Annotated in this window: 24 protein-coding genes and 1 tRNA gene; 10 read left to right on the top strand and 15 right to left on the bottom strand. The window is 36.1% G+C overall.

Going from position 1 to position 24544, the window contains the following annotated elements; all coding sequences use genetic code 11:
• The first annotated feature begins 717 nt into the window (after positions 1 to 717).
• Positions 718 to 1914 carry a macrolide family glycosyltransferase gene (locus B9N79_RS10240; protein ID WP_046217311.1) on the top strand — a complete coding sequence of 399 codons (1197 nt, stop codon included), beginning with the start codon at positions 718 to 720 and terminating at the stop codon, positions 1912 to 1914.
• Positions 1915 to 1959: 45 nt separating this feature from the next.
• Here the strand turns inward: B9N79_RS10240 and B9N79_RS10235 are convergent, their stop codons facing one another.
• Together B9N79_RS10235 and B9N79_RS10225 are read right to left on the bottom strand one after the other, a co-directional pair.
• Positions 1960 to 2373 (bottom strand): YjdF family protein, encoded by a 414-nt coding sequence (locus B9N79_RS10235; RefSeq protein WP_046217310.1) that lies wholly within the window; start codon positions 2371 to 2373, stop codon positions 1960 to 1962.
• Between the two features lie 765 nt (positions 2374 to 3138).
• On the bottom strand, positions 3139 to 3705 hold the full coding sequence (locus tag B9N79_RS10225; protein WP_046217309.1) for a YjgB family protein: 567 nt from the start codon (positions 3703 to 3705) through the stop codon (positions 3139 to 3141).
• A gap of 308 nt (positions 3706 to 4013) precedes the next feature.
• Here B9N79_RS10225 and B9N79_RS10220 point away from each other — a divergent pair, with 308 nt between their 5' ends.
• Positions 4014 to 4193, top strand: a complete 180-nt coding sequence (locus tag B9N79_RS10220; RefSeq protein WP_046217308.1) for a hypothetical protein — start codon at positions 4014 to 4016, stop codon at positions 4191 to 4193.
• Between the two features lie 121 nt (positions 4194 to 4314).
• Positions 4315 to 4385 (top strand) — tRNA-Ala (locus B9N79_RS10215).
• Positions 4386 to 4469: 84 nt separating this feature from the next.
• Here the strand turns inward: B9N79_RS10215 and B9N79_RS10210 are convergent.
• From B9N79_RS10210 to B9N79_RS10180, 7 genes are read right to left on the bottom strand one after another with little or no spacing between them, the layout of a single operon-like run.
• On the bottom strand, positions 4470 to 5066 hold the full coding sequence (locus tag B9N79_RS10210) for an SCO family protein (protein WP_040057569.1): 597 nt from the start codon (positions 5064 to 5066) through the stop codon (positions 4470 to 4472).
• 34 nt (positions 5067 to 5100) lie between these two features.
• On the bottom strand, positions 5101 to 8787 hold the full coding sequence (locus tag B9N79_RS10205) for a multicopper oxidase domain-containing protein (protein WP_046217307.1): 3687 nt from the start codon (positions 8785 to 8787) through the stop codon (positions 5101 to 5103).
• Between the two features lie 14 nt (positions 8788 to 8801).
• Entirely contained in the window at positions 8802 to 9149 is a 348-nt protein-coding gene (locus B9N79_RS10200; protein ID WP_082864728.1) for a hypothetical protein, read from the bottom strand.
• 33 nt (positions 9150 to 9182) lie between these two features.
• Complete coding sequence (locus B9N79_RS26885; RefSeq protein WP_082864727.1) at positions 9183 to 9671, bottom strand: hypothetical protein; 489 nt, start codon at positions 9669 to 9671, stop codon at positions 9183 to 9185.
• A gap of 24 nt (positions 9672 to 9695) precedes the next feature.
• Positions 9696 to 10478, bottom strand: coding sequence for a hypothetical protein (locus B9N79_RS10190; protein WP_046217306.1), 783 nt, complete (start codon positions 10476 to 10478; stop codon positions 9696 to 9698).
• Positions 10479 to 10503: 25 nt separating this feature from the next.
• Positions 10504 to 10968, bottom strand: coding sequence for a hypothetical protein (locus B9N79_RS10185; protein ID WP_046217305.1), 465 nt, complete (start codon positions 10966 to 10968; stop codon positions 10504 to 10506).
• A 21-nt stretch (positions 10969 to 10989) separates the two neighbouring features.
• Positions 10990 to 11436, bottom strand: coding sequence for a hypothetical protein (locus tag B9N79_RS10180; protein ID WP_046217304.1), 447 nt, complete (start codon positions 11434 to 11436; stop codon positions 10990 to 10992).
• A gap of 351 nt (positions 11437 to 11787) precedes the next feature.
• On the opposite strand from B9N79_RS10180, the gene B9N79_RS10175 reads away from it, so the two are divergent.
• Positions 11788 to 12585, top strand: coding sequence for a hypothetical protein (locus B9N79_RS10175; protein ID WP_123796573.1), 798 nt, complete (start codon positions 11788 to 11790; stop codon positions 12583 to 12585).
• A gap of 56 nt (positions 12586 to 12641) precedes the next feature.
• Here B9N79_RS10175 and B9N79_RS10170 read toward each other — a convergent pair whose 3' ends face one another.
• Positions 12642 to 13157 (bottom strand): hypothetical protein, encoded by a 516-nt coding sequence (locus B9N79_RS10170; protein ID WP_046217302.1) that lies wholly within the window; start codon positions 13155 to 13157, stop codon positions 12642 to 12644.
• Positions 13158 to 13437: 280 nt separating this feature from the next.
• Here B9N79_RS10170 and B9N79_RS10165 point away from each other — a divergent pair, with 280 nt between their 5' ends.
• Complete coding sequence (locus B9N79_RS10165) at positions 13438 to 14820, top strand: YheC/YheD family protein (RefSeq protein WP_048896792.1); 1383 nt, start codon at positions 13438 to 13440, stop codon at positions 14818 to 14820.
• 37 nt (positions 14821 to 14857) lie between these two features.
• Here the strand turns inward: B9N79_RS10165 and B9N79_RS10160 are convergent, their stop codons facing one another.
• Positions 14858 to 15820, bottom strand: coding sequence for a carbon-nitrogen hydrolase family protein (locus tag B9N79_RS10160; protein ID WP_046217301.1), 963 nt, complete (start codon positions 15818 to 15820; stop codon positions 14858 to 14860).
• Between the two features lie 127 nt (positions 15821 to 15947).
• Between B9N79_RS10160 and pdxR the strand changes: the two genes are divergently transcribed.
• From pdxR to B9N79_RS26080, 3 genes are all read left to right on the top strand, one after another.
• The gene (gene pdxR / locus B9N79_RS10155) at positions 15948 to 17381 is read left to right on the top strand and encodes a MocR-like pyridoxine biosynthesis transcription factor PdxR (RefSeq protein WP_085118213.1); all 1434 of its coding nucleotides are present in this window, start codon (positions 15948 to 15950) and stop codon (positions 17379 to 17381) included.
• A 251-nt stretch (positions 17382 to 17632) separates the two neighbouring features.
• Positions 17633 to 17830, top strand: coding sequence for a hypothetical protein (locus B9N79_RS10150; protein WP_019394356.1), 198 nt, complete (start codon positions 17633 to 17635; stop codon positions 17828 to 17830).
• 132 nt (positions 17831 to 17962) lie between these two features.
• Positions 17963 to 18133 carry a hypothetical protein gene (locus tag B9N79_RS26080; protein ID WP_019394357.1) on the top strand — a complete coding sequence of 57 codons (171 nt, stop codon included), beginning with the start codon at positions 17963 to 17965 and terminating at the stop codon, positions 18131 to 18133.
• 337 nt (positions 18134 to 18470) lie between these two features.
• Here the strand turns inward: B9N79_RS26080 and B9N79_RS10145 are convergent, their stop codons facing one another.
• Positions 18471 to 18668, bottom strand: coding sequence for a ChaB family protein (locus tag B9N79_RS10145; protein ID WP_019394358.1), 198 nt, complete (start codon positions 18666 to 18668; stop codon positions 18471 to 18473).
• Positions 18669 to 18869: 201 nt separating this feature from the next.
• Here B9N79_RS10145 and B9N79_RS10140 point away from each other — a divergent pair, with 201 nt between their 5' ends.
• A complete protein-coding gene (locus B9N79_RS10140; RefSeq protein ID WP_019394359.1) occupies positions 18870 to 19712 on the top strand; it encodes a manganese catalase in 843 nt (280 codons plus the stop codon).
• A gap of 107 nt (positions 19713 to 19819) precedes the next feature.
• On the opposite strand, the gene B9N79_RS10135 is transcribed toward B9N79_RS10140, so the two are convergent.
• A complete protein-coding gene (locus B9N79_RS10135; RefSeq protein WP_046217299.1) occupies positions 19820 to 20302 on the bottom strand; it encodes a hypothetical protein in 483 nt (160 codons plus the stop codon).
• A 341-nt stretch (positions 20303 to 20643) separates the two neighbouring features.
• Here B9N79_RS10135 and B9N79_RS10130 point away from each other — a divergent pair, with 341 nt between their 5' ends.
• A complete protein-coding gene (locus B9N79_RS10130) occupies positions 20644 to 20934 on the top strand; it encodes a hypothetical protein (RefSeq protein ID WP_046217298.1) in 291 nt (96 codons plus the stop codon).
• 42 nt (positions 20935 to 20976) lie between these two features.
• Here B9N79_RS10130 and B9N79_RS10125 read toward each other — a convergent pair whose 3' ends face one another.
• Together B9N79_RS10125 and B9N79_RS10120 are read right to left on the bottom strand one after the other, a co-directional pair.
• Positions 20977 to 23631, bottom strand: a complete 2655-nt coding sequence (locus B9N79_RS10125) for an MMPL family transporter (protein WP_046217297.1) — start codon at positions 23629 to 23631, stop codon at positions 20977 to 20979.
• Entirely contained in the window at positions 23615 to 24088 is a 474-nt protein-coding gene (locus tag B9N79_RS10120; RefSeq protein ID WP_046217296.1) for a MarR family winged helix-turn-helix transcriptional regulator, read from the bottom strand. The genes B9N79_RS10125 and B9N79_RS10120 overlap by 17 nt, the downstream gene beginning before the upstream one ends.
• Between the last annotated feature and the right edge of the window lie 456 nt (positions 24089 to 24544).

Genomic DNA, 24544 nt, shown 5'->3' with positions numbered 1-24544 from the left:
ATATATATTACTTATTGTTATATATATATTTCATTAAAAGAACGGTTAATTCAATAAATTTCCATAAAACAAAGTTTTCTTATACAATAGGAGAAAAATCAATCCGTTTTTAAGGATGGGAGAATAAAGATATGATCATTGCTGAAGCACTTTTTGCCCTAATCATTTTCTTTATGCTTAATCTTTTATGTGACACCTTTCTTACGAAAAAAGAAAGCTCATTAAAAAGATTAGGCATTGTGTCATATGTGCAAACGATGATAGTCATGATTCTTTTTTTCGATATTCTAATTTTTCGAAGTTCATATAAATACCAAAAGAGTTTTTAGATATAGATGTAAAGACGGAGAAATTTTAAAAAGCTTTTCATTTCTTTGGCTAATTCTTAACATTAAGGAGATATCGAAGATTTTGAAGTAAAAGTAGAGAAAAAAGAGTTCCATACTAGCTATGGAGCTTTTTTTGTTTATGCCCCTTTTCATTGTTATCGTGCTAACATCCCCCTAAAGTAAAAGAAATATATTGTAGTAGGTTACTATTGACCTAAACAATGTAAGACATTTTTTCACACTAAAATAGGTTCATCCTCCTAATCCAACAAATTCACTAGAATTACTTTATGATAAAGTGGTATAATCTCCACATTCAGAGTGTTTAAGTAAGTAAAACTCGAAATTATCTTTAAATGTGAGTATTTATTTAAAAGGAGGCTGTTTCATGTCTAATGTATTATTTATTAACTTACCAGCTGAAGGACATGTCAATCCAACTGTTGGATTAGTCAAAGAGTTAGTTGAGAGAGGCGAATCGATTACATATTATTGCACAGAACGTTTTAGAGAGCGCCTCGAAAACGTTGGTGCCGTTGTCCGAACATACGAAGATTTTTCAGAAACGATGAATGCCAATACTCTTCCTACCATGTCAAAAATCTTAGAAATGAACAGGTCTCTATTAGACAAAATTGTGGCTGATATTCAAGATGAAACATATGACTATATTATTTATGATGAAGTTTGTCTAGCCGGCGTCATTTTAGCGAAAATGCTAAACATCCCTAAACTTTGCAATTGCACAACGTTTGCTTTTACAAAAAACATGTTAGAAGATATGAAAAAACATCTAGATGTAACAGAAGGTATAGAAGGTTTTGATGAAGAAAGCGAAAAAATATTAACAGATATTGAACAGAAACATAATGTAGATTTAACCTTCATCCGTCATAAAGGCTCTATTATGCCAAACCCTGGAGACCTAACGATTGTCTATACTTCTGAACATTACCAAATGTATCGTGAAGAGCTTGATGATACATTTAAATTTGTTGGACCCTCTATTGCCAAAAGACAGCATAATATCGAATTTCCGCTAGAAAAATTAGAAAATGATTCTGTAATCTTTATTTCTCTTGGAACAATATTCAATGAGAACATTGATTTTTATCAAACATGCTTTAAAGCTTTTGCAGATTTTGAAGGAACCGTTGTGATGTCCATCGGTAAAAAATTAAAAATAGAGGAGCTTGGTGATATCCCTGCAAACTTCATTGTGAAAAACTATGTTCCTCAGCTAGAAGTGCTGCAACATACAGATGTGTTCTTTACACATGGAGGAATGAACAGTTCAAGTGAAGGATTATATTTTAATATTCCATTAGCTGTCCTTCCTGTAAGTGTTGATCAACCTATTGTTGCAAAGCGCATTGCAGAGTTAGGAGCGGGTATTCATCTTGATCTCAACAGTATTACCGCAGAAAAATTAAAAGAAACAGCTCATACCCTCTTATGTGAATCTTCTTACAAAGAGAACACTACAAAAATTAGCGCTTCTTTTAAAAATGCAGGTGGATATAAGAAAGCTGTAGACGAAATTTTTTCTTTTAAACATCAAGCGCTTAGTGAAAGTGTGAAATAACCTTAAATCAAAAAAGATCCCCCAATTACGAGGGATCTTTTTTCTCTATCTTCCTTTATGCTTCGCTTTTGCCTTTTTCTTTCTAAGGAGATATTTTCGCTGCTTTTCTTCTTCACGGTGCTGCTTTGTGATATGCTTACGTTGCTTTTTTCGTTCTTCATGTTCTTGCTTAACCGCTTCTTGGGCTTTTGTTGATGCTCCGGTTCTTTTCATCTCTTTTGCTACTCTGCGCTGTAACCGTTTAGGGTTGATGCGGTTGGGACAGTTTTGTTTTACGTGGATACCTGATTGATGCGAATTATGAATAAGAGTTGAAAGTTCATGGTAGATAAAAGTTAACACTTCTGAATCTTTAGGTTCTCCTCCAAACACGTGACGAAATGCTTTTAAATGTCCGTCACTTACCATTTCAATCATTCCAATCCAGAACTGACCATCATGGTAAATCGTTAACTTCATAACGATTCCCTCCTCTACAAAATACTACGAAATGATGGACATCCCGAGGAGGGGAAGGCTACTGACATTCATTTATTATGATGCATCCGGACTACCAACCGAATTGTGTTTTTTCATTTCATATACAAATTATAGCATAAAAGAAATAATTTCACTCTTGAAGAAAATCCAAATTACTCATTTTTATGTTTACGGGCGACTGCTTCATAACCACTTTCATAGTATCCTATATGAAAATAAAATTCATATTCATACATTATGCGCCTCCCTCTTCTTTCCCTAAATTCTGTAATAACGCTTCCTTGTATAGCTTAACTACGTTATTAATAGTGCGCCTCTTCTTTTACCTATACGAGAATGATTTCCTTGATATTTCTATAAAATTATTTTTATGGTAAAATATGTATAAAGATTTCAGAAAGAAGGGATCATTATCATAAGAAAAGGCTTAATATCGGGTATACTTATCTTACTTGTTATCCTTGTCACTTCCTATTTTATGGGAGAATGGAAATATGTTTATTATGTTTGCGGGGGAGTTGCCTTTATTAATCTCGTTTTAGCACTAGCCTACTTCCTTGACAGTCTAATTCTAGGAAATAAAGGCACGATGTCTTCTCATCGAAAAAAAAGAAAAATCGGACGTTTGGAAGAATCAAAGAGATTTATATTGATTGCCATTCCAAACGTCCTTGCGGTTTTGATTTATCTATTTATATAGCCCCTATAAAAACACAATAAAAAAGAGAGAATCCCTTCTCTTTTTTATTGTGCGACTAAGTTCACGTGACTTATCGTATGGTCAGCACTTTCCACAAATTCAAGCGTATAATCTCCTAAATCATAAATATGGTTTGTTTCATTTGTTCCTGTAATAATGTGTGTACGGTCTTCTTTCCCTAAATGTTTTATTATCATTTCAGGTGTAATGCCGCCAAGATTTGTTTGGCGTTCCACATTTGTCCCAAAGTAGCGCACTTCTTTTAATACTCCTTTTTTATCATAGGAGAAGTCATAAGAAGCTTGCCCCATTGAACCTGAATAATGTTCAAAGTTCCCTTCTACTGAATAAGGCTTACCAATGCTGTTATATACATCTGTACGCGTTGTTTCTCCAACAACAAACTGATCGCTAAATCCTCCATAAACTTTACCTTCTTGGGCTTTACTATACAAGCCTAGCAGTGTATTTAACGCCATTTGTTTTTGCTCATCTTTAATATTTGTTGTTTTAGTCATGTTTGGGCTCTCTGCATGAACAGTTGCGCCAATGCCGCCTGCAAAAGATGCTCCAATTAAAGCTGTAGCAGCGATCATTTTTGCTTTTTTCATGATTTAAACCTCCTCATTCACCTTCAAGTTTTCCATCCCTTATACTTCTACCCGTCTCCTCGTTTACTCAAACAAATTAGTTCAAACGAACCCCTTATCGATTTAATGTATTAAAGTAGAAAATCAGATAAGCACCCTTTTTTTCTATTTGCATATAGTAAAAAGCGCCTAGTTTCAGCTTTCTTTGCTTTCGAAACTTTCTTAATACTTCCAACAGGGTTTGAAAATAAAATATATGGGCAACTTTAATAAGTATACGGTGATGTTAGATTCTTAGTGAAGTTGATCTTAAAAAAGGGGTTTTTACGATGATTAACAATCAAGAAGTGCTCTTTTTTCGAAAAGAGCTAGCCCGGTTGCTGGACGACTATAGGAATTGTGAAAAACCTTCATTGAAAAAAGAAATTTCAGAAGATATTTCCTTATTAAGCGAAGTCATATACGGTGATGAACAACCTCACACTCTCTCTGACCGTACACTTTTGTGATTAAAAAATCTCGTTTAAGTCAGCTGAAAATGAGATTTTCTCTCTTCCTCTTCTCTTTTTCATTGTACTGTATGACAGTTTCCTTTATAATAAAAGAATATTCGCTAAATATCTCTAAAGTGGGGCTATGGTATAATGGGATTACGCTTGACTGGCAGTCAAGTAATGCGAGTTCGATTCTCGCTAGCTCCATTCTTTATCCCCCTTCTTATCTGTAAAAAGATGAAGAAGGGGGATTTTCATTTCTTCATGATAAAAGATTGAAGCCCTTTTTTCTTACCTGTTCACTAAATATCGGATATCACTTAATATTTTCTTCTTATCAATCGGTTCCTCTGAGTAAGCCATATCGTAAAGCGCTCTGATTTCGTTATTTTCATCAATAAGATACATCGTTGTAGAGTGAGAGAGAAAATTTCCTTCCCCTTTTTTGTACTGCATTTTTAAATCATCTGCAATTTTTTTCGTATCCTTTAAGGATCCTCTTAGCCATTTCCATCCGGTAGAGTCCGCTCCAAAGGATTCTGCATATTTCTTTACAACAGATGGTGTGTCTTGTTCTGGATCAAGTGAAAGGGCTACAAGTTCTACTTTTGAACCAAATATCTTATCCTTTTTGAGCTCTGCTTGTAAATCTTTAAAATCAGACATTGTTAACGGACAAATATCTGGGCAATTTGTATAAAAAAAAGTGACAAGCTTAACTTTTCCGCTCTTAAAATCATACTCTCCACCATGAACATTTTGTAATGCTACAGGCTTTAATTCATCTAGTACTGGAAGCTTTTCATTGTTTGGCCATAGCCAATAAACAAGCGCAAAAGCAATTACAATGATCGTTAAAAAGATGGCTAACAAATGCTTTCTCTTCATGTTATACCCCTTCTTATTTCAATTCACGAAAAAGTCATTTCTTTTTATTTCGCTTTTTCACATTATTTATCGCTTTTAAAGGCTGAAGATTTTTTTGTAGGTTTTTATGGACACGAAGAATGCCCCACATGCCTTGTTCAATGTCCCAGCGAATATTCCCAGAACGGTACATATAATCACCAGGGAAGTTAAAAAAGCTTCCTGCTCCGTAATGCAGCTGGATATCAACAACGTCTCCTAAGACGATATGATCTCGGATAGACTTCACTTGTGAGAAAATATCCTTGTCATCTGTATTCCAATAGTGACCATGCACATGAAATCCGTGGGCGCGTCTTCGTTCAGACGGATTTGCAAAGCGAATTGTAATAGGATCTCCAGGATAAGCCTCAAGAATTGGTGTAGACGGATCTCCATGTACTTTCGAACTAAATAAGTCTTTTAATACAGGAACCTGGTTAAGTCGATTAATTAATCGTTCTGTTCGGTAGTTAAACCCTCTCGACCCATTATCATACGTATCAACAAGATCCCCTATTTCTTCTGGATCTACGCCACCTAATATACCGTCAACAGGGTCAATAATTAACTTTCCGTTTTTATCGACTAATCTAGCTCCATCATACATAATAAGCGCAAATTCCCGTGTAGTCGGTAAAAATGGTTGTTTTATAATGGCTCTATCTGTTGTAATTACAGGTTTTAATGTTTTCTGGCTTAAAAATTGAGCCCCTCTTGGTTCAGCAATAAACATTCCAAAAGTCCCTAATGAGCGATGATTGCGAATATCGGCCATATCCCACATTCCACACGCGCCAACAGGAAGATCAACATACCAGCGATACGTAATCTTCTCACCAGGACCGACTGTCTGATCTGGATTAAATCCAACCGTTTCGCCTGCCGAAGATTTCACATCATATTGAATAAGCTGAGGATGCAAGGAAATTCGGACAGATGGTGGATAAAATGCCTGCTCTTTTACAGGAGGATATGGCCAAATTCCATCTGGAAACGGAAACTCATCAAATTCTAATCGGCTTTCTAAATGAATCTCTACAACATCGCCTTGATTGGCTCGGATAATCAGCGGCTGTATTTTTTTCTTTCCTGCTAAAATATCTTTAACATCTTTTTTTAGAGCAAAGACGATACCAAACGGGTCTTTTTCGCCCCATTTGCTGTAAGGAATCGGAACATGAAACGCAACAACATCAAAGCGCTTCACAGGAGCATTAGGTGGTGCATCTACTTCAACGATTTTTGCTTTCTCTGGCGGTTTTCCTGTACAAACAGGTAAAGGCTTTGTTCGTTTTGGCGGGTCAGGTCTGTCTGGAAGAGGAATAAGAAAATCGACTTCTGCGTCAAATGCGCGCACTAGTCCCCAGCAGCCGTTCCACAAATCCTCTTCTGTTTCAAAAGTCCAAAGATAATCTCCCGCATTTGGCACAGCCATTTCAAATGTAAAAGACTCCGATATTCCAATATGTTCTTGACAAACAAACATTGTTTCACTATCTGGCCGCTCTGCTTTCCAGCGTAGACCATGCATATTAAAACTGTGAGATTCTTCTTGAGATCCTTGTAGTACGCGAATTCTAATAGGGTCTCCTTCGTAACAGTTTAAAATAGGTGTTACAGGATCTCCATTCACAAAGGAGCTGAATGAATAAGCTGGATCACAGTCTTCCCCTAACCGAAACTGTAGTGGTTCATTTTTATAGTTCACTCCAAACAAACCAGGGTCATCTTCAGAACCAGGAAATTCCGGTGGTTCAAGTGGACAGCCGTCTTTATCAAATAACAGAGTAAAATCTTGGACGAATAGAGCAAAATCTCGGTAGTCTGGAATTAAAGGATGTGTTACAGTAACTTGTGCTCCCACCTGAACTTCTTCTCCTGTTTTCGAGTCTAAGACTTTCGAAAATCTTGCATGAGCATTTCCTGAACCGAACACCCCATGTTGCTGATGATAGTTCGGAAATAAATGATCATGTAAAAACCATGCTTTTAATTCTACATCTGCAAAAAATTCATAGCGAATCGTTTCGCCAGGAAGAACACTTGAATCGTAATTCCATCCAACATTTGCTGCGTCACTAACTAAAACATCAAATTTAACGAAATGAACGTGAAATCCTACTTCATATGTTCGTGTCACAAGTTGAAACGCATCTCCTCCTGCGACTTCATTAAGCCGATTTGTAAAGTTAACAGATATACACGTTCCAGCATTCATGTGAATAACAAGAGGCTCTGGTTCCTTCCGTCCTGCTAAAATGTCGTCCAGATCTTCATCAAGAACATAAATTCTTCCTTTCGGATCATTCCACCCTTCTCGGTTATAGACAAGAGGCAGTTCAATAAGAGAAACATTGAATTCCTGCACAACAGGGTTTTCTTCAATAATACAAGGATCTGCAAAAACAGCTCCAGGTCTTGCAGTAGGAACAGCTGCATTTCTTTCAAGTTCTGTTAACCCGCGCCCTCCCACAATCCCAAGTGGTGGCCGAGGTGCTTTACATCCTACTTTTCCTGGAATAAAGTTAGGAAACCCAGGTCTTTCTTTCGTTGGCTTAGGTGGAGCAGGACGATCTGGTAAAGGTTGAAGCGGTTTAATGGGAATTCCATTTGGGTAACATTGACTTCCGTCTTGAAGAGTATCGAAAATCCGATTGAGAGCCCACATGCCAACTCCAAAGTGCGGATACAAATGACAGTGAATAATAGCATCTCCAATCGCTTCTTGAAGGGACCCTAACCCGTAAAGAACATCAACTGTATACCAGTTTTGTGGACTAATCGCTTGAGCATCAAATATAGCAGAATCCGTATTTAGCGGGTCTCTAAACCATGTATGAACATGGTAATGAAAAACATGCGTTTCTTTTACACCGCCATGCACAAGTCTAACCTTTGCAGGATCTCCCTTATATCCACGATAAATAGGAGTTGCAGGATCTCCAAATACCCATGAATCATGATGAACTTCCTCTCCCTCACAATCTGGGCATACTACTCCTTCTTCGATTAGTTTTTTACGGTTTTGTAGAGGTTCATAACGATAGTTAATCGCATGAGTAGATTCTCTTTCTTGATTTGTGACAGGATCAAGAGGTCTGTTTCCTGTAATATCTTGCGTTGGCATTTCATCATGAAAAATAAAGCCAAACTCTCGAAATGATGGAGCGAAAGGATGATGAACATCAGCCATTGCCCCGCTATTTAAAGGTCCGCCTGTAATAGGATCTGTCCATGTTGACCCCATTTTTTCGATGAATAAGGCTCCAAATAAACCGTTAATATTTGTGCCATCATCACTACTATCTGGATCTCCTAAGTCAGAAAAGAAAGCAATTCCTTCATGATTTGCTTGTAAACGGTAGAGAATCTTCTCCCCAGGCTTAACAAGTGTATTTGGATTAAATCCGACATTCGCTCCATCTGAATTCAATACATCATAGTCTACTTCTTGAAAATGCATCCCAGCTGAAGTTTTAATTTGATTTTCAAACAAAATCTCAATTGTATCTCCTTTATTGGCTCGAATACAAAGTGGTTCAACTAGATCAACAGGTGTAAACGGATTTTTCTCGACCGCCCTTCTCACTTTATCGACATTTTCTTTTAAGATATATATTTTCCCATGTTCGTTGTGATCTCCAAAAGTGTTTAACACAATACGAATGTCAATAGCTACCACATGGTAAAATCGTTTCATATATCCTTCCCCTTTTACATGTCGTCTCTTAATTCTGGAATTTGCGGCAATCCTTCTTGTTCAATATAAAAGACTTCAATTTGGTGAATATGAATCGACCAAATTCGATTTTCTAACTCTCCAATTGTGGTGGTTTGAACATCTACTGCAACGTTATCTCCTACTACTGCCGTTATCTCTCCAATGAAGACAAATGGGAAAGAAGGCGTTAATATAAATACTTGACTTCCGATTCCTCTCTCAAATTCTTGGATAAGTGCTTCATCGTGAATTTCATTGTTTGAAGGTAACTGTACCTCTGTCACTCTCTCGTCCATCGCTCTCTCATCCATCGCTTTTTCCCTTTTTTCATGCTGCTTCATCTGATAACTCCCCCCTGTTATTTTCCCCTGCGCTTATGTAAGCGGTATTCTTGCGTCACAATCAAAATTAGGTGTAAATTGAGCAATTTTCTCTAAAGGAATACTTAACGGTGTTGGAAACTGAAAAAATGGAGCAGTTACCATCTTAATTGTAACAGGAAATAATGTTATATTTCCTTGCTCAACGCTAAAGATAGTGCCACAAAAGATCGGTCGAAATGCTTGCCCGAATAAATTCAGCTGATCTGATTCTGTGATAACTAAAATGGATTCTCCAATTAATCCCTGTAGTTCATCAAATAATGGATCTTCTAAATTTTCGATATTAACACGTATAGGAGCTTCTAAAACTCGTCGCTCTTTTCTTTCTACCTTGTCTACCTTTTCTATCTTCTCTTCTCTCTCTACCTTATCTACTTTTTTATCTACCTTTCTTTCTGCTTTCTTTTCGTCAAAACGATACTTTTCCTGTTCTTTATACTCGCTCTTTTTCTTTCCCTGTTCCTTTTTATTTGATGACATGAAAAGTCCTCCTTTACTTTCTTACTAGTTGCCTTCCTTATGTGAGAAACGTTTGAATACATGCGAGAATAAACTAGTAAGCCTTATTGTGTTAACGTATTTGACATCTTTTAAATTAATACACTCTTTTTCTTTAAAAAAAGTAAGGGTGAGCTGCTGATTTTCGGAACTTGAAATTTTACCTATTTTTCTTACATTCTCACTAAGATGCACTGTCACCCATGTTTCCTGCCAAGAATTTAAATTCGTTTGAAGCGTTTCTTCAAAAAATTGTTGTCTTAAAATATCCCGTTTCGAAATGGTTTCCCCAAATTCATACAGTAATTTATTTCGTAAATTATTATCAAAAATATAATGTTGATGGGTGTTAGAGTAGTTTGGGATGCCGAATGGAATGTTAGCAGATTCAATAATAGTGTAAGGAATCCATTTTCTTTCCTTTAGATTTGTAAGCATTACAAAATCCCGCCCAACTGTACTCACTTTACCTTCTGTGTAAAGAGATTGAGTTCCACATTTGAAATAAATCTCAACTTGTTGATTTCTTTTGGATTTAAAAAACTTGCGGTATTTTAATATTTCTCCGCGTTTTTCGTTTTGCTTAGAAATATTAAATAAGTTTGCTCTATCGATATACTCCATTAATAACCGTGTTTCTTCCGTCGTCGTCGACGTTGTTGGCGATGTTAATCCTTTTCCATTTTGAGTGTTGAACTCGTTGATAATATCGTTTTTCAGCTCTTCGTTTTCTCGTTTTTCTAACAGTTTCTTTCTATATTCATCTAACCGAATTTTTTTATCTTCCATTTAAACTCCTCTCCTGACGTGAGTATCACACTCTAAATGAGTAAAGAAGTAGACTTGCTGTAACAATGACGAGAACGGTGCTAAATAAACTAAACATCACTATACTTTGTTCAACAGTATATGGAGATTCAGAAGGTAAATTACATAAGGAAGGGTTTTTCACAACAGCTCCAAACATTGTTCCCATTATGCCTCCTACAGTCCCTTGAAAAAATCCTGAAAGCAAAGATTGAAATTTCACAAGAGCTCCAAACATAATTCCAAGCGTCCCGCTTATTACAAGAACAAGAATAGAAAGAACGATGGAATCATTTTTATTCAAAAATTCAATGATCATTGCTAATGCCAAGCTCAACACTCCACTCGCACACATCGCCATAATCATTCCATATCGATCACTAAATATTTTTCTTTTCTTATGCATCATGATATAAACGAAAGCACCAATTAAACAATTCAGAATAAGCACTCCATAAAGAAAGAAACCCATAGTTTCACTCCCTCCTTTAAGCTATGTGCGTTTGGCAGAAAAGAGGAGCAATAAAAGACTACATATAAAGACGAGTTCAATAAAAACTAAAAAAAGGAGATTGTTTTGAGAAGCTGCACCAACCATCGGGGCCATAACCCCCATCATTAATCCGTTAATCATTCCTGTTAATAACGTTTGATAATCAAATAATCCTCCAAAAAGTGCTCCGACAACCATTCCGATAACAGTTGTGATTATTGTTATCGGAACAAAATGTAAGGGAAATTGATAAATCAAAATGATGCCTGTCACAATAGCAAAGAAGCCTCCAGCTAAATTTGAAATATTCATTCCTAACTGAAACCCAATAAGTTTTCGAACTTTAAAAAGGAAAAGATAAGCAGAACCTGTTAAAAGAAGATTGACACAAAGCAAAAAACCAAGGTTTTGAATCAGCAAGTATATCACCCCAACAATGTGCATCATTCTTTCCCTCTTTATGTTGAGTTCCCTCTGTCTCTCCTTTATTCCCTACTGAGGAAAAGTGAAAGTGCTGAAGTAAACTCTATAAACAATTATGAATATGAGGCTTGCCTTATTCTTCAATGTTTTCCATTTCGGATTGAAGATTATAACAGTATTCACCTAAAACAAAAGGAAAACTCCATGGAAGTTCCTTCTCTTCCTTATAGACATTTTTATGATAATCCGGGTCGCTATGGGATATTCGCCCAACCAGATTCACCTATTCACCATATATTAGGTGTATGAACTAAGGAGAGGGTGTTTATTATTCGGTATTCCAAACCTATAAATCTTAGAAGAAAACATGATGTAGTGCCTAAAATAGAGAGAGAAGAAGAATGCTTTGATTGTGAACCTGGAGGAACAGAAGATGATTTTTGTCTTCCCGATACATGTCCGGAACGGATTATACAGCCCCAATTCCCTTCAGCAACAAGTTCTTTTCCACCTGAGCAATTAGCAGAAATCGATGCATGTATAGAAGAGGCAAATGAATTACTGCTAACGCTTGGACTTCAGCAGGAAGCTGAAGAAGTAGGGGAAGAAGATGTTCTTTTACAGAACTTAAATAAGTTAAAAGGACAGATGGTTGAAGTTACGATAAGTTGTAGGGAAGAAGACATAGAGCCTGAAGGAATGTTAACATGTGAAAACCACGATGAAAAAGTTCATGGAAAATTCATCTATAACGGAATAGACTTCATTATTTTATACACAATGGATGATGAAACAGTATGGATTCCTTTTACAAAAATTAGATGGATGATACAAAAAGAACAAGAAGAAGTATTTAATGAAGATCAACCATTGTTAAATATTGATCCGTGTCTCAGAAGAGAAATTACGTTTAATTTCGGTCAAATTGTTCCTAAAAGTCCTTTTCTTTTAAAACTGTTCTTTCCTTTGCAACTTTCTTTTTTGTTAAAAAGTTTTATAGACTGCAATCTTCGTGTGAAAATATTTGATAATAAAGAAATCCGAGGGACTTTAGTAAAAGTGACAGAACGATCTTTATTAATTGAAACCTCAAGAAAAAAACAAGGGATAGACTTTGAAAAAATATGCTACATTAAGATGAAACAACCAGAAATAGCTTCATTAAAGTGTTAACTCCTTCAATAGAATAACAACTTAAAAAGGAATCCAACAATGGATTCCTTTTTAAGTTACAGAACGTGTAGTTTCACTTTGCTTCCTTTATGACGGTATAATTCAAACTTCAGATTATCTGTTAAGCCACCTAGTCGTAATTCAACCCTTTTGTCGCAGAAAGGAATCACACAGTCTTGAAATCTTATAAAATTTTTCTGACAATTACAGTGGGATTTATGTCTACAATTACATGGACGGGGATTAAGCACTTTTTTCTCAATGCACTTACACTCTTTTTGATTACAATGTGGGCAAGTGTCTACTTTATCACAGTCATCGAAACGGGAAAATACCTTTTTTTCTAACCACTCCACGTTTTCAATTCGATTCATTGGAATACTAATTATGGTATGATCACGTCTTATTAATTCAACAAAATCTATCCCTACATTCTGAATAATTCCTACTATGTCTTTTGAACAATCTTCTACTTCTTCTGGCTCACGTCTGAATGTCTTAACATCTTCCCCTACTTTAAAGGGTTGTTTTTTCACATAAGGATGTTCTTTTCTTTTGATTTTCTGCTTCATATTCAACCTCCTCTTTTCTTTTGTAATATATGACATTACAAAAGGAGGTGTTCAATGAAGTCAGGCTATCTCGTAAACATTTAAAAAACCCTCTATCATAAACTTCCTTATTTTTACATAACGAAGAGTAAGGAGACGTTTGTCCCCCGAAAAGAAGGCTTTCTCCTTATAAAAAACCTTTCTGTTTTCGTTAAGAAACTTCAATTTCTCCATCATAACCCATACGAATATCGTTTTTTTTCATATAGTAATACTAGCTTATGGAGAAAAGAGGAGTACGATGTCTAGTAAATCATTCAAAACTAATAGAAAAAAGAAAGTTGTTCATTTTAACGGAAAACGTAATCATTTTGCTCTTTCCTTAGGAATCTCATTTCCAGAAAGTATTAAATTTAACAAAAAGGAAGCGTTTTTTCGATTTTTAAGTAACTATGAAAATATTTTAATGAAACCCACTTCTAATCATAGTTCACCTACTTTTCAAGTTCTAAAAGATGAGAAAGGTTCTTACAAAGTTCTTACTCCTGAAGGGTCTTTCCTTTTCGTCGATAAAGAAAGCCTATTCACTTTCTTAACTTCTAAAATCAAGACCTCTTATATCATTCAACAGCATATCCCCTTCCTTCAATTAAAAAAACGTCCTTTTTCTTTAAAAGTAAAAGTTAAAAAACAACCAGAAGGCAATTGGGATATAACAGAAAAATATGTAAAAGTAAAAAGTATATCAGGGCAAGAAACAGATATTTTAACCGTAAAAGAAACATTTTCCCTCTTAAATCTTCCGCTTGAAACCCTTACCTCTCTTGATGAGAACATTTTAAAAGTAGTAAAAAAACTTGAAAGGAAAGCTCGGACATATTCCATGTGGGAAATAAGCATCGGAATTGATGAGCAAAAGAAGCTTTGGGTCACAAAAGCAAATTCAAAGCCCCTTTATATCAAAGAGCAAAAACAAAATGTTTATACTGTCTTAAAAAGTGATGAGTCTCTTCAACATGTTTTACCTCAAACACACGTCATGAACAGTGAAGAAGTTTTATGGAATATGCTTGATGAGCATAAAACAATTATTTTAAAGCCTGTTTTTGGAAGATTAGGGTCAGGGGTTATTAAAGTTTCTGTTCAACCACTTTCTTATCTTATTCAATACCGAAACGAAAATAAGCAATTCCTCACAAAAAAAGAAGCTTTTACATTTTTACAGTCTATGATAGATAATCAAACTTATCTTGTTCAACAATACATTGATCTTGCAACGATTGAGGGACGCCCACTTGATTTGCGTATCATTGTCCAACGAAACGAGCACTCGGAGTGGGTTGTGACTGGTAAGTATGCGAAAGTTGCAAGTCTTGGTTATTTCACAACAAACCTTGCAACAGATGCCGATGTATTGGCGATCGAAGAAGCTATTGAAAAGTCAGGGCTTGGTCATCTCAATATCACTAAACTTCTTCAAGATTTAGACTCTATTGCCCTTAAAACAGCAGTAAAACTCGGAGATATTTCTCTTCATCAACGGATTTGGGGACTTGACGTTGGTATTGATCAAAAAGGGCGCATTTTCATTATTGAAGTAAATTCCCGTCCAGGTACCAAAGGGTTTCGAAAACTTAAAAACCTAGATATGTATAAAACCATTCGGCACTACAAAAAGTTATAACTCCTTCACCGAAAAAAAGCAGCTTTACGCTGCTTTTCTATCTATTCTCTTCTTTTTTATTTTCCCACGTTACTTGCTCTCTCTTTGTTTCATTTACTGTAAGATGAAACACATCTGGTCTTGCATAGTGGCCAACAACATCAAAATCAAAGCGACTTGCCGCAATTTCCTTTAAATTCAGATCGGCTATCATTATTTCTTCTCTTCCCCATACAGGCTCTTTTATATAGTCTCCAAGAGGTCCTACAATCGCACTTCCCCCTCGGCACATTTCATTGGGGGAAGATTCCAAATCAGAAAAGCATGCTAAATCTTTTGGATACATCTCTTTATTTACATATTGATTACATGAAAGTACAAAGCATCGCCCTTCAACTGCAATATGACGAATTGTAGATTGCCATACCTCTCTTGCATCTGCCGTTGGAGCAATATAAAGATCTACCCCTTTTGCATACATTGCAGCACGAGCAAGCGGCATGTAATTTTCCCAGCAGATAAGCGTTCCTATTCTTCCATAAGGAGTATGGAAAACAGGGAGCGTGCTTCCATCTCCTTCTCCCCATATTAGACGCTCCGAACCTGTTGGCTTTAGCTTACGATGCTTGCCAAGAAGCTTACCATCAGGTCCAAAAAATAAAACGGAGCAATAAAGCGTGCTTCTGCTTCCATCTCCTTCTCGTTCAATAACGCCAATAATTAAGTAAACTCCCGCTTTTTTAGCTGCTTCACCAAGAATATGCGTTTCTTCACTTGGAACAACAATCGCGTTTTCCAAGTAGCGTAAAAAATCTTTTCTTCCCTCTTCAGAACGACTGCCAACCGTTGCTCCGAACGTTAAGCCCCTTGGATAAGCAGGGATAAATGCTTCTGGAAACACAACGATTTTTGCCGATTTTTCTCCTGCTTCTTTTGTTAAAGATACGGCTTTTTTAATACTTTCTTTTCTATCCATAATAACAGAAGCCGCTTGTACAACTGCTACTCTCACTTTTTCCATATTTATCGCTTCCTTTCTTTTACGGTTATTTTAAAAGAGAGCGATCATTTTGTATGCATCCAATTGGATTATTGTTGACTAATCCAATTTCTAAAACTATAATCAAGAAAAAATAAGGAGCCTTTATATGGAATGGAAACTAGATAAAACAAGCAGAACCCCTTTATATCAACAAATTGTAGATGAGCTTGAACGAAAAATATCCTATGGTGAATATCCACCTGGGACACGTCTTCTCCCGGAACGAAAATTAGCCGAAAAACTTGAAGTGAACCGAATGACTGTTGTACATGCCTATGATGAGCTTTCTGCCCGAGGATTTTTGGAACGAAAACGTGGAAGCGGGACGATTGTTAGTTCAACAAACTGGGGCGTATTTTCGAAAAACGAAACAAACTGGCGTCGCTATGTTGAAGGTGGGTCTTTTCGGACTTCCTATCCTCTTGTGCAAAGGATCCGCGAGATGGCGAGTGAAGGAGATATTGACTTTGATTTAGCAAGTGGCGAACTTTCAAAAGATTTGTTTCCAACAGAACTTTTACAACATTGTCTAAAAACTTGCCCTTTCCCAGAAGACTTAAGCTATGTTCATCAACAAGGATTCTTGCCGCTAAGAAAAACGCTCTCTTCTCACCTGAAAGAAGCGTATCGGATTAAAGCTTCACCTTCGTCGATTTTAATTACATCAGGCGCCCAGCAGGCTCTCTATCTTATTACCCAATGTTTGCTAAGCCCTGGCGATGCCATAGCAATTGAAGCTCCTTCCTATCTTTACTCGCTTCCTTTATTCCAATCAGCAGGTTTAAGAATTTTTGGACTTCCTGTTGACGAGAATGGCATTATTCCAAGAGATGCCCAAAAGCTCTACAAGGAGAAAAACATCCGTATGATTTTTCTCAATCCAACCTATCAAAACCCAACTGGAACGGTCTTAAATAAAAAACGGAGGAAGCATATTTTAGAAATAGCTGAGTCTCTTGGCATTCCAGTTGTGGAAGATGATCCATTTAGTTCTCTTTCATTCGAAGAACATCATCATAAACCAATTAAATCATATGATACAAACGGAAATGTTTTGTATATTGGTTCCCTCTCTAAAGTAGCCGCTTCAAGCTTACGAATCGGTTGGATAACAGGACCTGAAGCTGTTATTCAGCGGCTTGGAGAAGCAAAACAACAAATGGATTTCGGGCTAAGTGTGTTTCCGCAAACTATCGCAAATGAACTTTTACAATCCTCTTCTTTCCTTATTCATCAACACCATCTTATTCGAGAATTAAAAGAGCGACGGGATGAGATGATACAGGCTTTGAAAGATGTATTGGGAGATGAAATAACCTTTTCCATCCCAATGGGAGGTCTTCATATTTTAGGAAAGTTAAACAAAAAAGTAAGCGATAAACAGCTTGTAGAACAAACGATAAAAAACAAGCTTTTATATATGCCAGGAAGCATATATGGAATGGGGGACGGCTACGTTAGATTCACATTTGCACGACTGCGAAAGGAAAAAATAAGAGATGCTATTGGACGATTTTCTCAATCGTTGCATTCGTTATAATGGCATCTTTAAAACGAAGACCCTTCCCCTTCATTTTAAAATACACTAGTAAGCAAATGGGAAATTACATGAGACTACAATCAAATAGCACTTGTTTTTTTACAAGCGGACAACTCTTATTTAGTAAACAAAAATATAATTTCTGTTCACTAGAATATTATTATGTAAACTAGATAAATTACCAATTTAGTTTAAAAGTTCTCGTTCTTGCGGTAACATAGGGGTAAGGTTAATTAGAAAGGAACTATAACATGGCTTCTCCACAAAATTATAACAAGTTTATTATCATTTTTAATATCATTATTTTTGTATTTGCTGTGCTGCTGACAGTTGCAAATATCGTGAACTACCAAAATACAGATAATGGATTAGCTTTTATTATTTTAAGTATTTTGATTGCTGTAGCAAGCGCGGTGAGAATTTATAAACTTTTCAAAAAAACAAAGTGACCTTCACTCCCCCTCTTCTTTATGTGAAGATGGGGGTTTTTAAGTTCACGTTGTTTATCATGTTCGACAAGCTCCGATAATAGGATATGAAGAACGCTTAAAATCAACATAGCCTAACAAGGAGTTGACATGATGACGTATGATTTTATGCTAACGTTCATTATTGCTTTTTTAGTTGTTAGTGTAACAGGGTTTTCATTAAACCTTTTCCTCTTACGCAAAAAAGAAAATAAAATAAAGGTGCGGATTGTTCATCTTGTTCAAAGTATCCTTATTGCTGTGCTTTTTATCTTGTTTATTTAAACAACCTCGCATAAAAGCGTATTTTTTACTTTCTATACTTTTATGCGAGGTTTTACCGCCTTACTCTCGAACTATCGAAACACTCTAAAAGTTCTCCAACTTCTATCTTTGTCCTAAAGGTGTTATCTACAATTGTTACGCCTCTTGTTATCATTAGCGCAATTCCAACGATTATAAATAGCCGCTTTTTTTCTACATTTTCATCCTCTTACTTTTATAATCATCTTAGTTACCCACTCAAACGTAAACAAAAAAGAGAAGACAGATGTTGTCTTCTCTTTTTTTACATTTATAATGTTACTTGATCAGGGAGCTCATCGCCTTTCCCATGCTCATGTTATTTTTCTACCCATTTTCCATCGTCTGATTTTTTATACTTCTCTTCAACTGCACTCCAAGCTACTTTGAACGCTGTTTCCTCTTTCTTATATTCTTTTTCAGCTGAATTAAAGGCTTCTTTAAAAATTTCTTGTCCGTGTTTTGGCACGTTGTTTCTGACTCCTTTTGGAAGCTCCTCTAGCGATTGATAAGGCATTGTTATCTCTCCTTTACTTGTCATCTTTTATAGTTTTTGTTCCCCCTAATTATGAAAGTTAAACAATACGGGGCCTCACAAAGATTTATAAAAAAAATAACCTATTCAATGTTCACGATTGGATAATAAAGTGATTAAAGGAAAGAAAATCAGGGTAGATGAAAAGGGACATTCTATTAAACTAGAGGAGGAATTTGTGTTATGTTTCGTCATCAAAAAGAGTTACAGTTCGAAGTAAAAGTGGATAAGCCAGACCCAATGCTAGCAAAACAAGTACAAGAAGTTTTAGGCGGACAATTTGGAGAAATGACAGTTATGATGCAATATCTCTTTCAAGGGTTTAACTGTCGGGGAAATGAAAAGTATAAAGATATGTTAATGGATATTGGTACAGAAGAGATTGGTCATGTTGAAATGCTTTGTTCTCTTATTAGTCAGCTTTTAGATGGAGCTTCCCCAGAAGATCAAGCAGAAGCAGCTAAAGATCCAGCAACAGCAGCTATTATGGGTGGAATTAATCCTCAACATCTACTTGTAAGTGGATTAGGCGGTTTGCCATCAAATTCTCAAGGAGTACCATGGAACGGAAACTATATTGTAGCAAGCGGCAACCTTTTAGCAGATATGCGTTCAAATTTACATGCGGAAAGTCAAGGAAGACTTCAAGTAGCGCGTTTATATCATATGACAAAAGATGAAGGGGTACGCAAAGTGTTCCGTAAAATGCTTGCTCGCGACCGTTATCATCAGTATCAGTGGATGGAAGCTATCAATGAATTAGAAGAAAAGAATGGCGTTGTTGTTCCTTCTTCATTCCCACCTGAAGCTGAAAAAGAAGCTCAAGAAGAAGCATATAAGTTCTGGGATCTCTCAGAAGGAACAGCTTCAAAAGAAGGTCCATGGGCACAAGGAACAGCCCCAGATGGAACTGGAAAGTATGTTCATGTCGAAAATCCTCAACCACAGGGACAAGTTCCAAATCCAAATATTCCAGATCCTGCGCTTCACCATGATTTAACAAAAGAAAAAGTGTCATCTAAATAAATAAAATAGCCCGCGACCAAATGGTCGCGGGCTATTTTTGTACAGGAAACAGTTCAATTTCTTTTATTATTTTCTCTATGTACCAGAGTAAACGCTGTTCTCTCCTGTTATTTGTGAAGGTGAAATCTTTGTTCATCTTCCTTTTTCACCCTATCACCTATAAGTTCAAGCGCAAAGAATATAGCGTACATAATGGTATAGAGCAAGACTTCTGAAACAATAGAATCAAAGGTCGCAATGTTCATAAAAACTACCATTGTTTTCATATAAAGAAAAAATAAAAGAAACTGAAAAATATGAGATAAAATAACCCTCTTTTTGTTGTTTCCTTGAAAGTGTCTCATAACATCTTCTAAAATAACGTCCACAGGCACAAGAATTAGGAATCCAAGACAAACGTGCAAAGATAAAAAAAGCGAACTATATTGATGCGTGTAGTGCACGTTGAGAAAAAGGCTCAGAATGTATTGAAGACCTGTGAGAAGAAATAAAACAAATGAAAGAGCAAAAAGCCCAAAAACAAAAATTAACGAAATATTTTTCATATAACCATGTAGAGAAGAGTCTGTATGAAAATATACTTCTCTCATCCCTCCTCTCGTTTTTTGAACATCATCCCTGCGTTTTATAAAAATTAGGAGTGTTCTTATTTTAACATATTTCTCTCAACCTCTTTATGATATAGTGCAGGGGTCTTTTCTGTTCCTCCTATCGTGCAAGTAAATTCCTTTTCATCCCCCCTAAGCGTGATAAACTAAAAAAGGTCTTAGTCATAACTTCTGACCTTTTCTTCTTATTCCTTCAAATATCTTTATATTTTCTAAAAAAGGAGCCATCTTTTGAATACAAACTAAAATTAAAGGAAGCTGTCACTTAGTATGAGGACGGTTAGAATGTCTATTTTAAAGATCTTCATCGGATTAGTGGATTTATGTACGCTCTCTTTCAAATGAACGATATGCCTCGTGCTCAGGAATTATTACAGAACCTCATTATGGGGAAAAAACAAGACATTAGAGATGCTAAGGAAGATAGGGATGAAAGCTGGTCAGAAGAAGATCGTAAAGAATATATAAAAGGCGAATTGAAGCACCTTAAAGAATTTGAAAATATGATGCAAAATGTTGCTTCCCTTGTTTTTCCCGAGCTTGACTTCACTCCTTCTTTTCAAACTGATTGTTACCTATTTGGATGTCCGCGCCATCCCCATCCTAAAATATAATAAATAGAAAAGGAGCCTCTAAGTAGAAAGCTCCTCTTTTCCTTATTCTTCTCTTTTCTTGCGGCGAAATGGCCACCAGTTTCCTTCAGAAAGCGTAACAGTTACTGCTGGGATAAGCAGTGGTAAAATGACAATTCCGTATAGAAGCAACCCAATAATAATGACTGTTGCAACTTGAACAAGCGTAAGAACGCCTGATGGAATCATCGCTGCGAACGTTCCTGCTAGAATAATGGCTGCTGTAATAATGACAGATCCCATTTTACGCATTGATATTACCATTGCATCTGATATGCTTTCCTTTACTTCTTCTTGGAAACGATCAAGTAAGAAAATAGAATAGTCAATTCCTAATGCAATTAAAATAACAAAGCTAAAGAATGGAACAGCCCAGCTTATACCACTCTCTCCCATTACATTTACAAATAGAAACTCCGAAATCGAAATCGCTGTGTAGTATGTGACAAGCAGTGAAGCAATCATATATACAGGCATAATCATCGAACGGAATAAAACGGTAAGTACAACGAAAAGTCCAACCATCATAATAATCATGGTTCTTGAAAGATCTGTTGTGGAAATATCGCTCAAGTCTGCATTCGAACTTGAAATGCCGCCATACACAATTTCAGCATCTTCAAAAGGTGTATCAACAACAGCGCGATCTACCGCTTCTTCAATATCTTTTACCGTTGTGATCGCTTTTTCAGAATATGGATTTGAGTCTAACACAACGCTTAGTTTTAAACCTTTTCCATCATCAAATGAATATGTGTTAATTGATTGTTTGAAATCTTCATTTTGCATGGTTTCTTCTGGAATATAAATGCCTGTTTCACGAACAGTTTGACTGTTGCTCATATTTCCTAACGTGTCTTTTGCTTTTGTAAGACCATCGGAAATTTGTGTTAATCCATCATTGGCATCTTTCACACCTTGAGAAAGTTTGCTTAAGTTTTCACTTAGTGCTTTTGTTTGTTGCTGTGCTCCTTCAATTTGCGTGTTTGCTCCTTGTAGACCTTCTGCAATTGTGCCAAGTTGTCTATTAATCGCTGTAATTTGCGGAAGAGCTTCGTCAACGTTTCCTGTTAAAGCAAGTTTTTGACTTACAAGTTCAAGCTGTTTATTTGCTTGCGTTAAGCCATTCGCAGCTTGTGAAAGAGAACTTCCACTGTTTCCTGAGGAAGCGCTTGTTTCACTTGAAATTTGATTTAATCCGTTTTGGACCGTGGTTAACCCTTTTTTCACATCATTAAGACCATTAATTGTATCTCCAAGGCCATTTGAAACAATTCCTAGCTGTGAATCAACGTATAAATCTTTAATTCGCTCACCTGTTGGCTGTGTAATGGTCATAACTGAGTCAACATTATCTACTTTTTCAATCTCTTTGCTTAGATTTCCTAAGTATGGAATGCTTTTGGCTGTTGTTAAGTCTTTATCACCTTTGATGACGACTGTAACAGGAAATGCCTTTCCTTCTCCAATCGCTTCACTCATAGCATTTAATCCTTTAATGGATTTATAATCGCTGCTAATTTCTGCCGTTGAGTCAAATGAAATTTCCTCGTCATATGTGAGAATAAACGGTACGGTAACAATCGCTGTGATGACTAAGAATAAAAAGGGTCTTCTTACAGAATGCTTCCCTAAAAATCCCCATAGCTTGTTTTCACTATGTGAAATAACTTTTTTCGATGGCCAGAAAAGTTTTGGGCCAATCGTAACGAGGAACAATGGTAAAAGCGTAAATAACACAAGAAGTAAAATAGCAACTCCAACGGCTACACCAACAGCAGATTGGAAAATCGCAAATTTTGCAAATCCAATGGCTGCAAAACCAATTAAAACAGCAATCCCGCTAATAAATAATGTTCGTCCTGCTGTGCGGTAAGCAATTAATGTTGCTTCTACTTTATCATGTCCGTTCGCAAGCTCTTCACGGAAGCGAGTGAGAATTAGGATACAGTAGTCTGTACCAATTCCAAACAAGATGGCTACTAAGAATGTTTGTGTAAACGTAGAAATTGGGAAGTCAAAACTATGCACTAAAATGGCCAACAATGACTGACTAATTAAATACGTCACGCCAACAATTAAAATAGGAACAAATGGCGTCACAATTGAACGAAATACAACAAGAAGCAATCCTAAAATTAAGAAGACTGTAATGACTTCTGTTTTCTTCAGTCCATCTTCAGAACTGTGTGCAAAGTCTTGGTTAATGAGAGATGCTCCTGTTACATATGTTGTTAAACTTTTTGGAGTTTCTTTATAAATATCATCTGCAATTTTTTCAACTTCTTCATCAGATCCTTCAACAGTTGCGGGAATAAGTACGGTTTTTTCATCTTTTGACATCAGCTGTTCCCGTACTTCGTTGTCTTCTGTTAAAGGAGTTGTAATCGACTTCACCCCTTTAATATCTTTCATTTTGTCTATTAAGCTTTGAATATCTTTTTCATGCTTTTCATTCAATGCTTTATCTAGCGTAACAACAACGCTTATCGTGTTATTGTCTTCTCCTGCATCTTTTAAGATTTCAGCGGCTCGCTGAGAAACTGCATCATCTGGAAGCTGTGTTTGCCCTTTTTCGTTCGCAAGCTTTGTTAAGTTAGGAGCCGTTAGCATCAACACAGCTGTTAGGACAATCAATAAAGCAGCAATTACCCATTTAAACTTAATGATTAGTCTCATCTGTACTATCTCCTTTTGCAATCAATGTTTCTTTTACTGTTGTAAAAATATCGATAAATGTATCGATTTTTTCATCTTCTATGTTGCTTAATATGTCCTCAATAATAGCAAAAATCGCTTTATCCATTTCACTAATAAGTTTTTCACCTTGAGGAGTAATGCTTACTAATTTTGAGCGCTTATCGTCATTTGCCTCAGAATTTTCCCATTGAACTAAGCCTTTATTTAGCAATTTTTTCAATCGATTTGAAATCGCACTTTTATGTACGCATTGCACAAGAGCCAAGTTCCCTGGTGAAGAAGGACCTTTAAGTTTGAGCGTGTTTAGTAGCTCAAACTGCTGTTTAGAAACATGGTCAAACAAATTTTGGTCCATTTTTTTACTAATCACTTCAGAGCCTGTAAGCAAAACGTCTTCAAAAAGTTTAACCGCTTGGTATAAGTTTTTTTTAGCCAATTTCCCTTCCCCTTTCTCTATATAGTTTATAGGGTTAAACAATACTACGAAGTATAGTTTATAGGGTTAAACAATCTGTTGTCAATCCTAAATGTTCAATTGCAATCCCTTTAGTTATTTATCCCTTTTTTAATTATTAATAGTTGAGAACTTTTCATAGAAAGAGCTCTTAACTTTTTGTAGTCAGCTGTGTACAAATGAAGAAAGTGTGATCGGCTTTAATCAGGGAAACAAAAAAAGCATCTAATTATATTATTAGGTGCTCTTTTTGCTAGCTGGAGACAGTTCATATGACTGTTTGTCATTTGTGTATTTTTGTTTAACAAAGTAATAAACAATCTCGAACAGACCTCCAAGTTTAACATGTCTAGTTACTCGCTATTTATACAGCGTTCAAATATAGAGTGATGAGCTCTACTGCCCACTGTTGTTACGTTTATTAAGCTTTTATTATAT

It is taken from the genome of Priestia filamentosa (genome assembly GCF_900177535.1).
In the GTDB taxonomy this organism is placed as follows: Bacteria; Bacillota; Bacilli; order Bacillales; family Bacillaceae_H; genus Bacillus_I; species Bacillus_I filamentosa.
Note: the sequence above shows the minus strand (reverse complement) of the source record. Positions and strands in the feature narration are given on the sequence as shown.

Bases quoted from the DNA above. Each gene is read 5' to 3' on its own strand.
- B9N79_RS26080 (WP_019394357.1), top strand. From the start codon at position 17,963: ATGACGTATGATTTTATGCTAACGTTCATTATTGCTTTTTTAGTTGTT.
- B9N79_RS10200 (WP_082864728.1), bottom strand. From the start codon at position 9,149: ATGAAGCAGCATGAAAAAAGGGAAAAAGCGATGGATGAGAGAGCGATG.
- B9N79_RS10210 (WP_040057569.1), bottom strand. From the start codon at position 5,066: ATGAAGAGAAAGCATTTGTTAGCCATCTTTTTAACGATCATTGTAATT.
- B9N79_RS10170 (WP_046217302.1), bottom strand. From the start codon at position 13,157: ATGAAGCAGAAAATCAAAAGAAAAGAACATCCTTATGTGAAAAAACAA.
- B9N79_RS10190 (WP_046217306.1), bottom strand. From the start codon at position 10,478: ATGGAAGATAAAAAAATTCGGTTAGATGAATATAGAAAGAAACTGTTA.
- B9N79_RS10180 (WP_046217304.1), bottom strand. From the start codon at position 11,436: ATGATGCACATTGTTGGGGTGATATACTTGCTGATTCAAAACCTTGGT.
- B9N79_RS10205 (WP_046217307.1), bottom strand. From the start codon at position 8,787: ATGAAACGATTTTACCATGTGGTAGCTATTGACATTCGTATTGTGTTA.
- B9N79_RS10225 (WP_046217309.1), bottom strand. From the start codon at position 3,705: ATGAAAAAAGCAAAAATGATCGCTGCTACAGCTTTAATTGGAGCATCT.
- B9N79_RS10235 (WP_046217310.1), bottom strand. From the start codon at position 2,373: ATGAAGTTAACGATTTACCATGATGGTCAGTTCTGGATTGGAATGATT.
- B9N79_RS10150 (WP_019394356.1), top strand. From the start codon at position 17,633: ATGGCTTCTCCACAAAATTATAACAAGTTTATTATCATTTTTAATATC.
- B9N79_RS10220 (WP_046217308.1), top strand. From the start codon at position 4,014: ATGATTAACAATCAAGAAGTGCTCTTTTTTCGAAAAGAGCTAGCCCGG.
- B9N79_RS10140 (WP_019394359.1), top strand. From the start codon at position 18,870: ATGTTTCGTCATCAAAAAGAGTTACAGTTCGAAGTAAAAGTGGATAAG.
- B9N79_RS26885 (WP_082864727.1), bottom strand. From the start codon at position 9,671: ATGTCATCAAATAAAAAGGAACAGGGAAAGAAAAAGAGCGAGTATAAA.
- B9N79_RS10135 (WP_046217299.1), bottom strand. From the start codon at position 20,302: ATGAGAGAAGTATATTTTCATACAGACTCTTCTCTACATGGTTATATG.
- B9N79_RS10160 (WP_046217301.1), bottom strand. From the start codon at position 15,820: ATGGAAAAAGTGAGAGTAGCAGTTGTACAAGCGGCTTCTGTTATTATG.
- B9N79_RS10185 (WP_046217305.1), bottom strand. From the start codon at position 10,968: ATGGGTTTCTTTCTTTATGGAGTGCTTATTCTGAATTGTTTAATTGGT.
- B9N79_RS10125 (WP_046217297.1), bottom strand. From the start codon at position 23,631: ATGAGACTAATCATTAAGTTTAAATGGGTAATTGCTGCTTTATTGATT.
- pdxR (WP_085118213.1), top strand. From the start codon at position 15,948: ATGGAATGGAAACTAGATAAAACAAGCAGAACCCCTTTATATCAACAA.
- B9N79_RS10240 (WP_046217311.1), top strand. From the start codon at position 718: ATGTCTAATGTATTATTTATTAACTTACCAGCTGAAGGACATGTCAAT.
- B9N79_RS10165 (WP_048896792.1), top strand. From the start codon at position 13,438: ATGTCTAGTAAATCATTCAAAACTAATAGAAAAAAGAAAGTTGTTCAT.
- B9N79_RS10145 (WP_019394358.1), bottom strand. From the start codon at position 18,668: ATGCCTTATCAATCGCTAGAGGAGCTTCCAAAAGGAGTCAGAAACAAC.
- B9N79_RS10130 (WP_046217298.1), top strand. From the start codon at position 20,644: ATGTACGCTCTCTTTCAAATGAACGATATGCCTCGTGCTCAGGAATTA.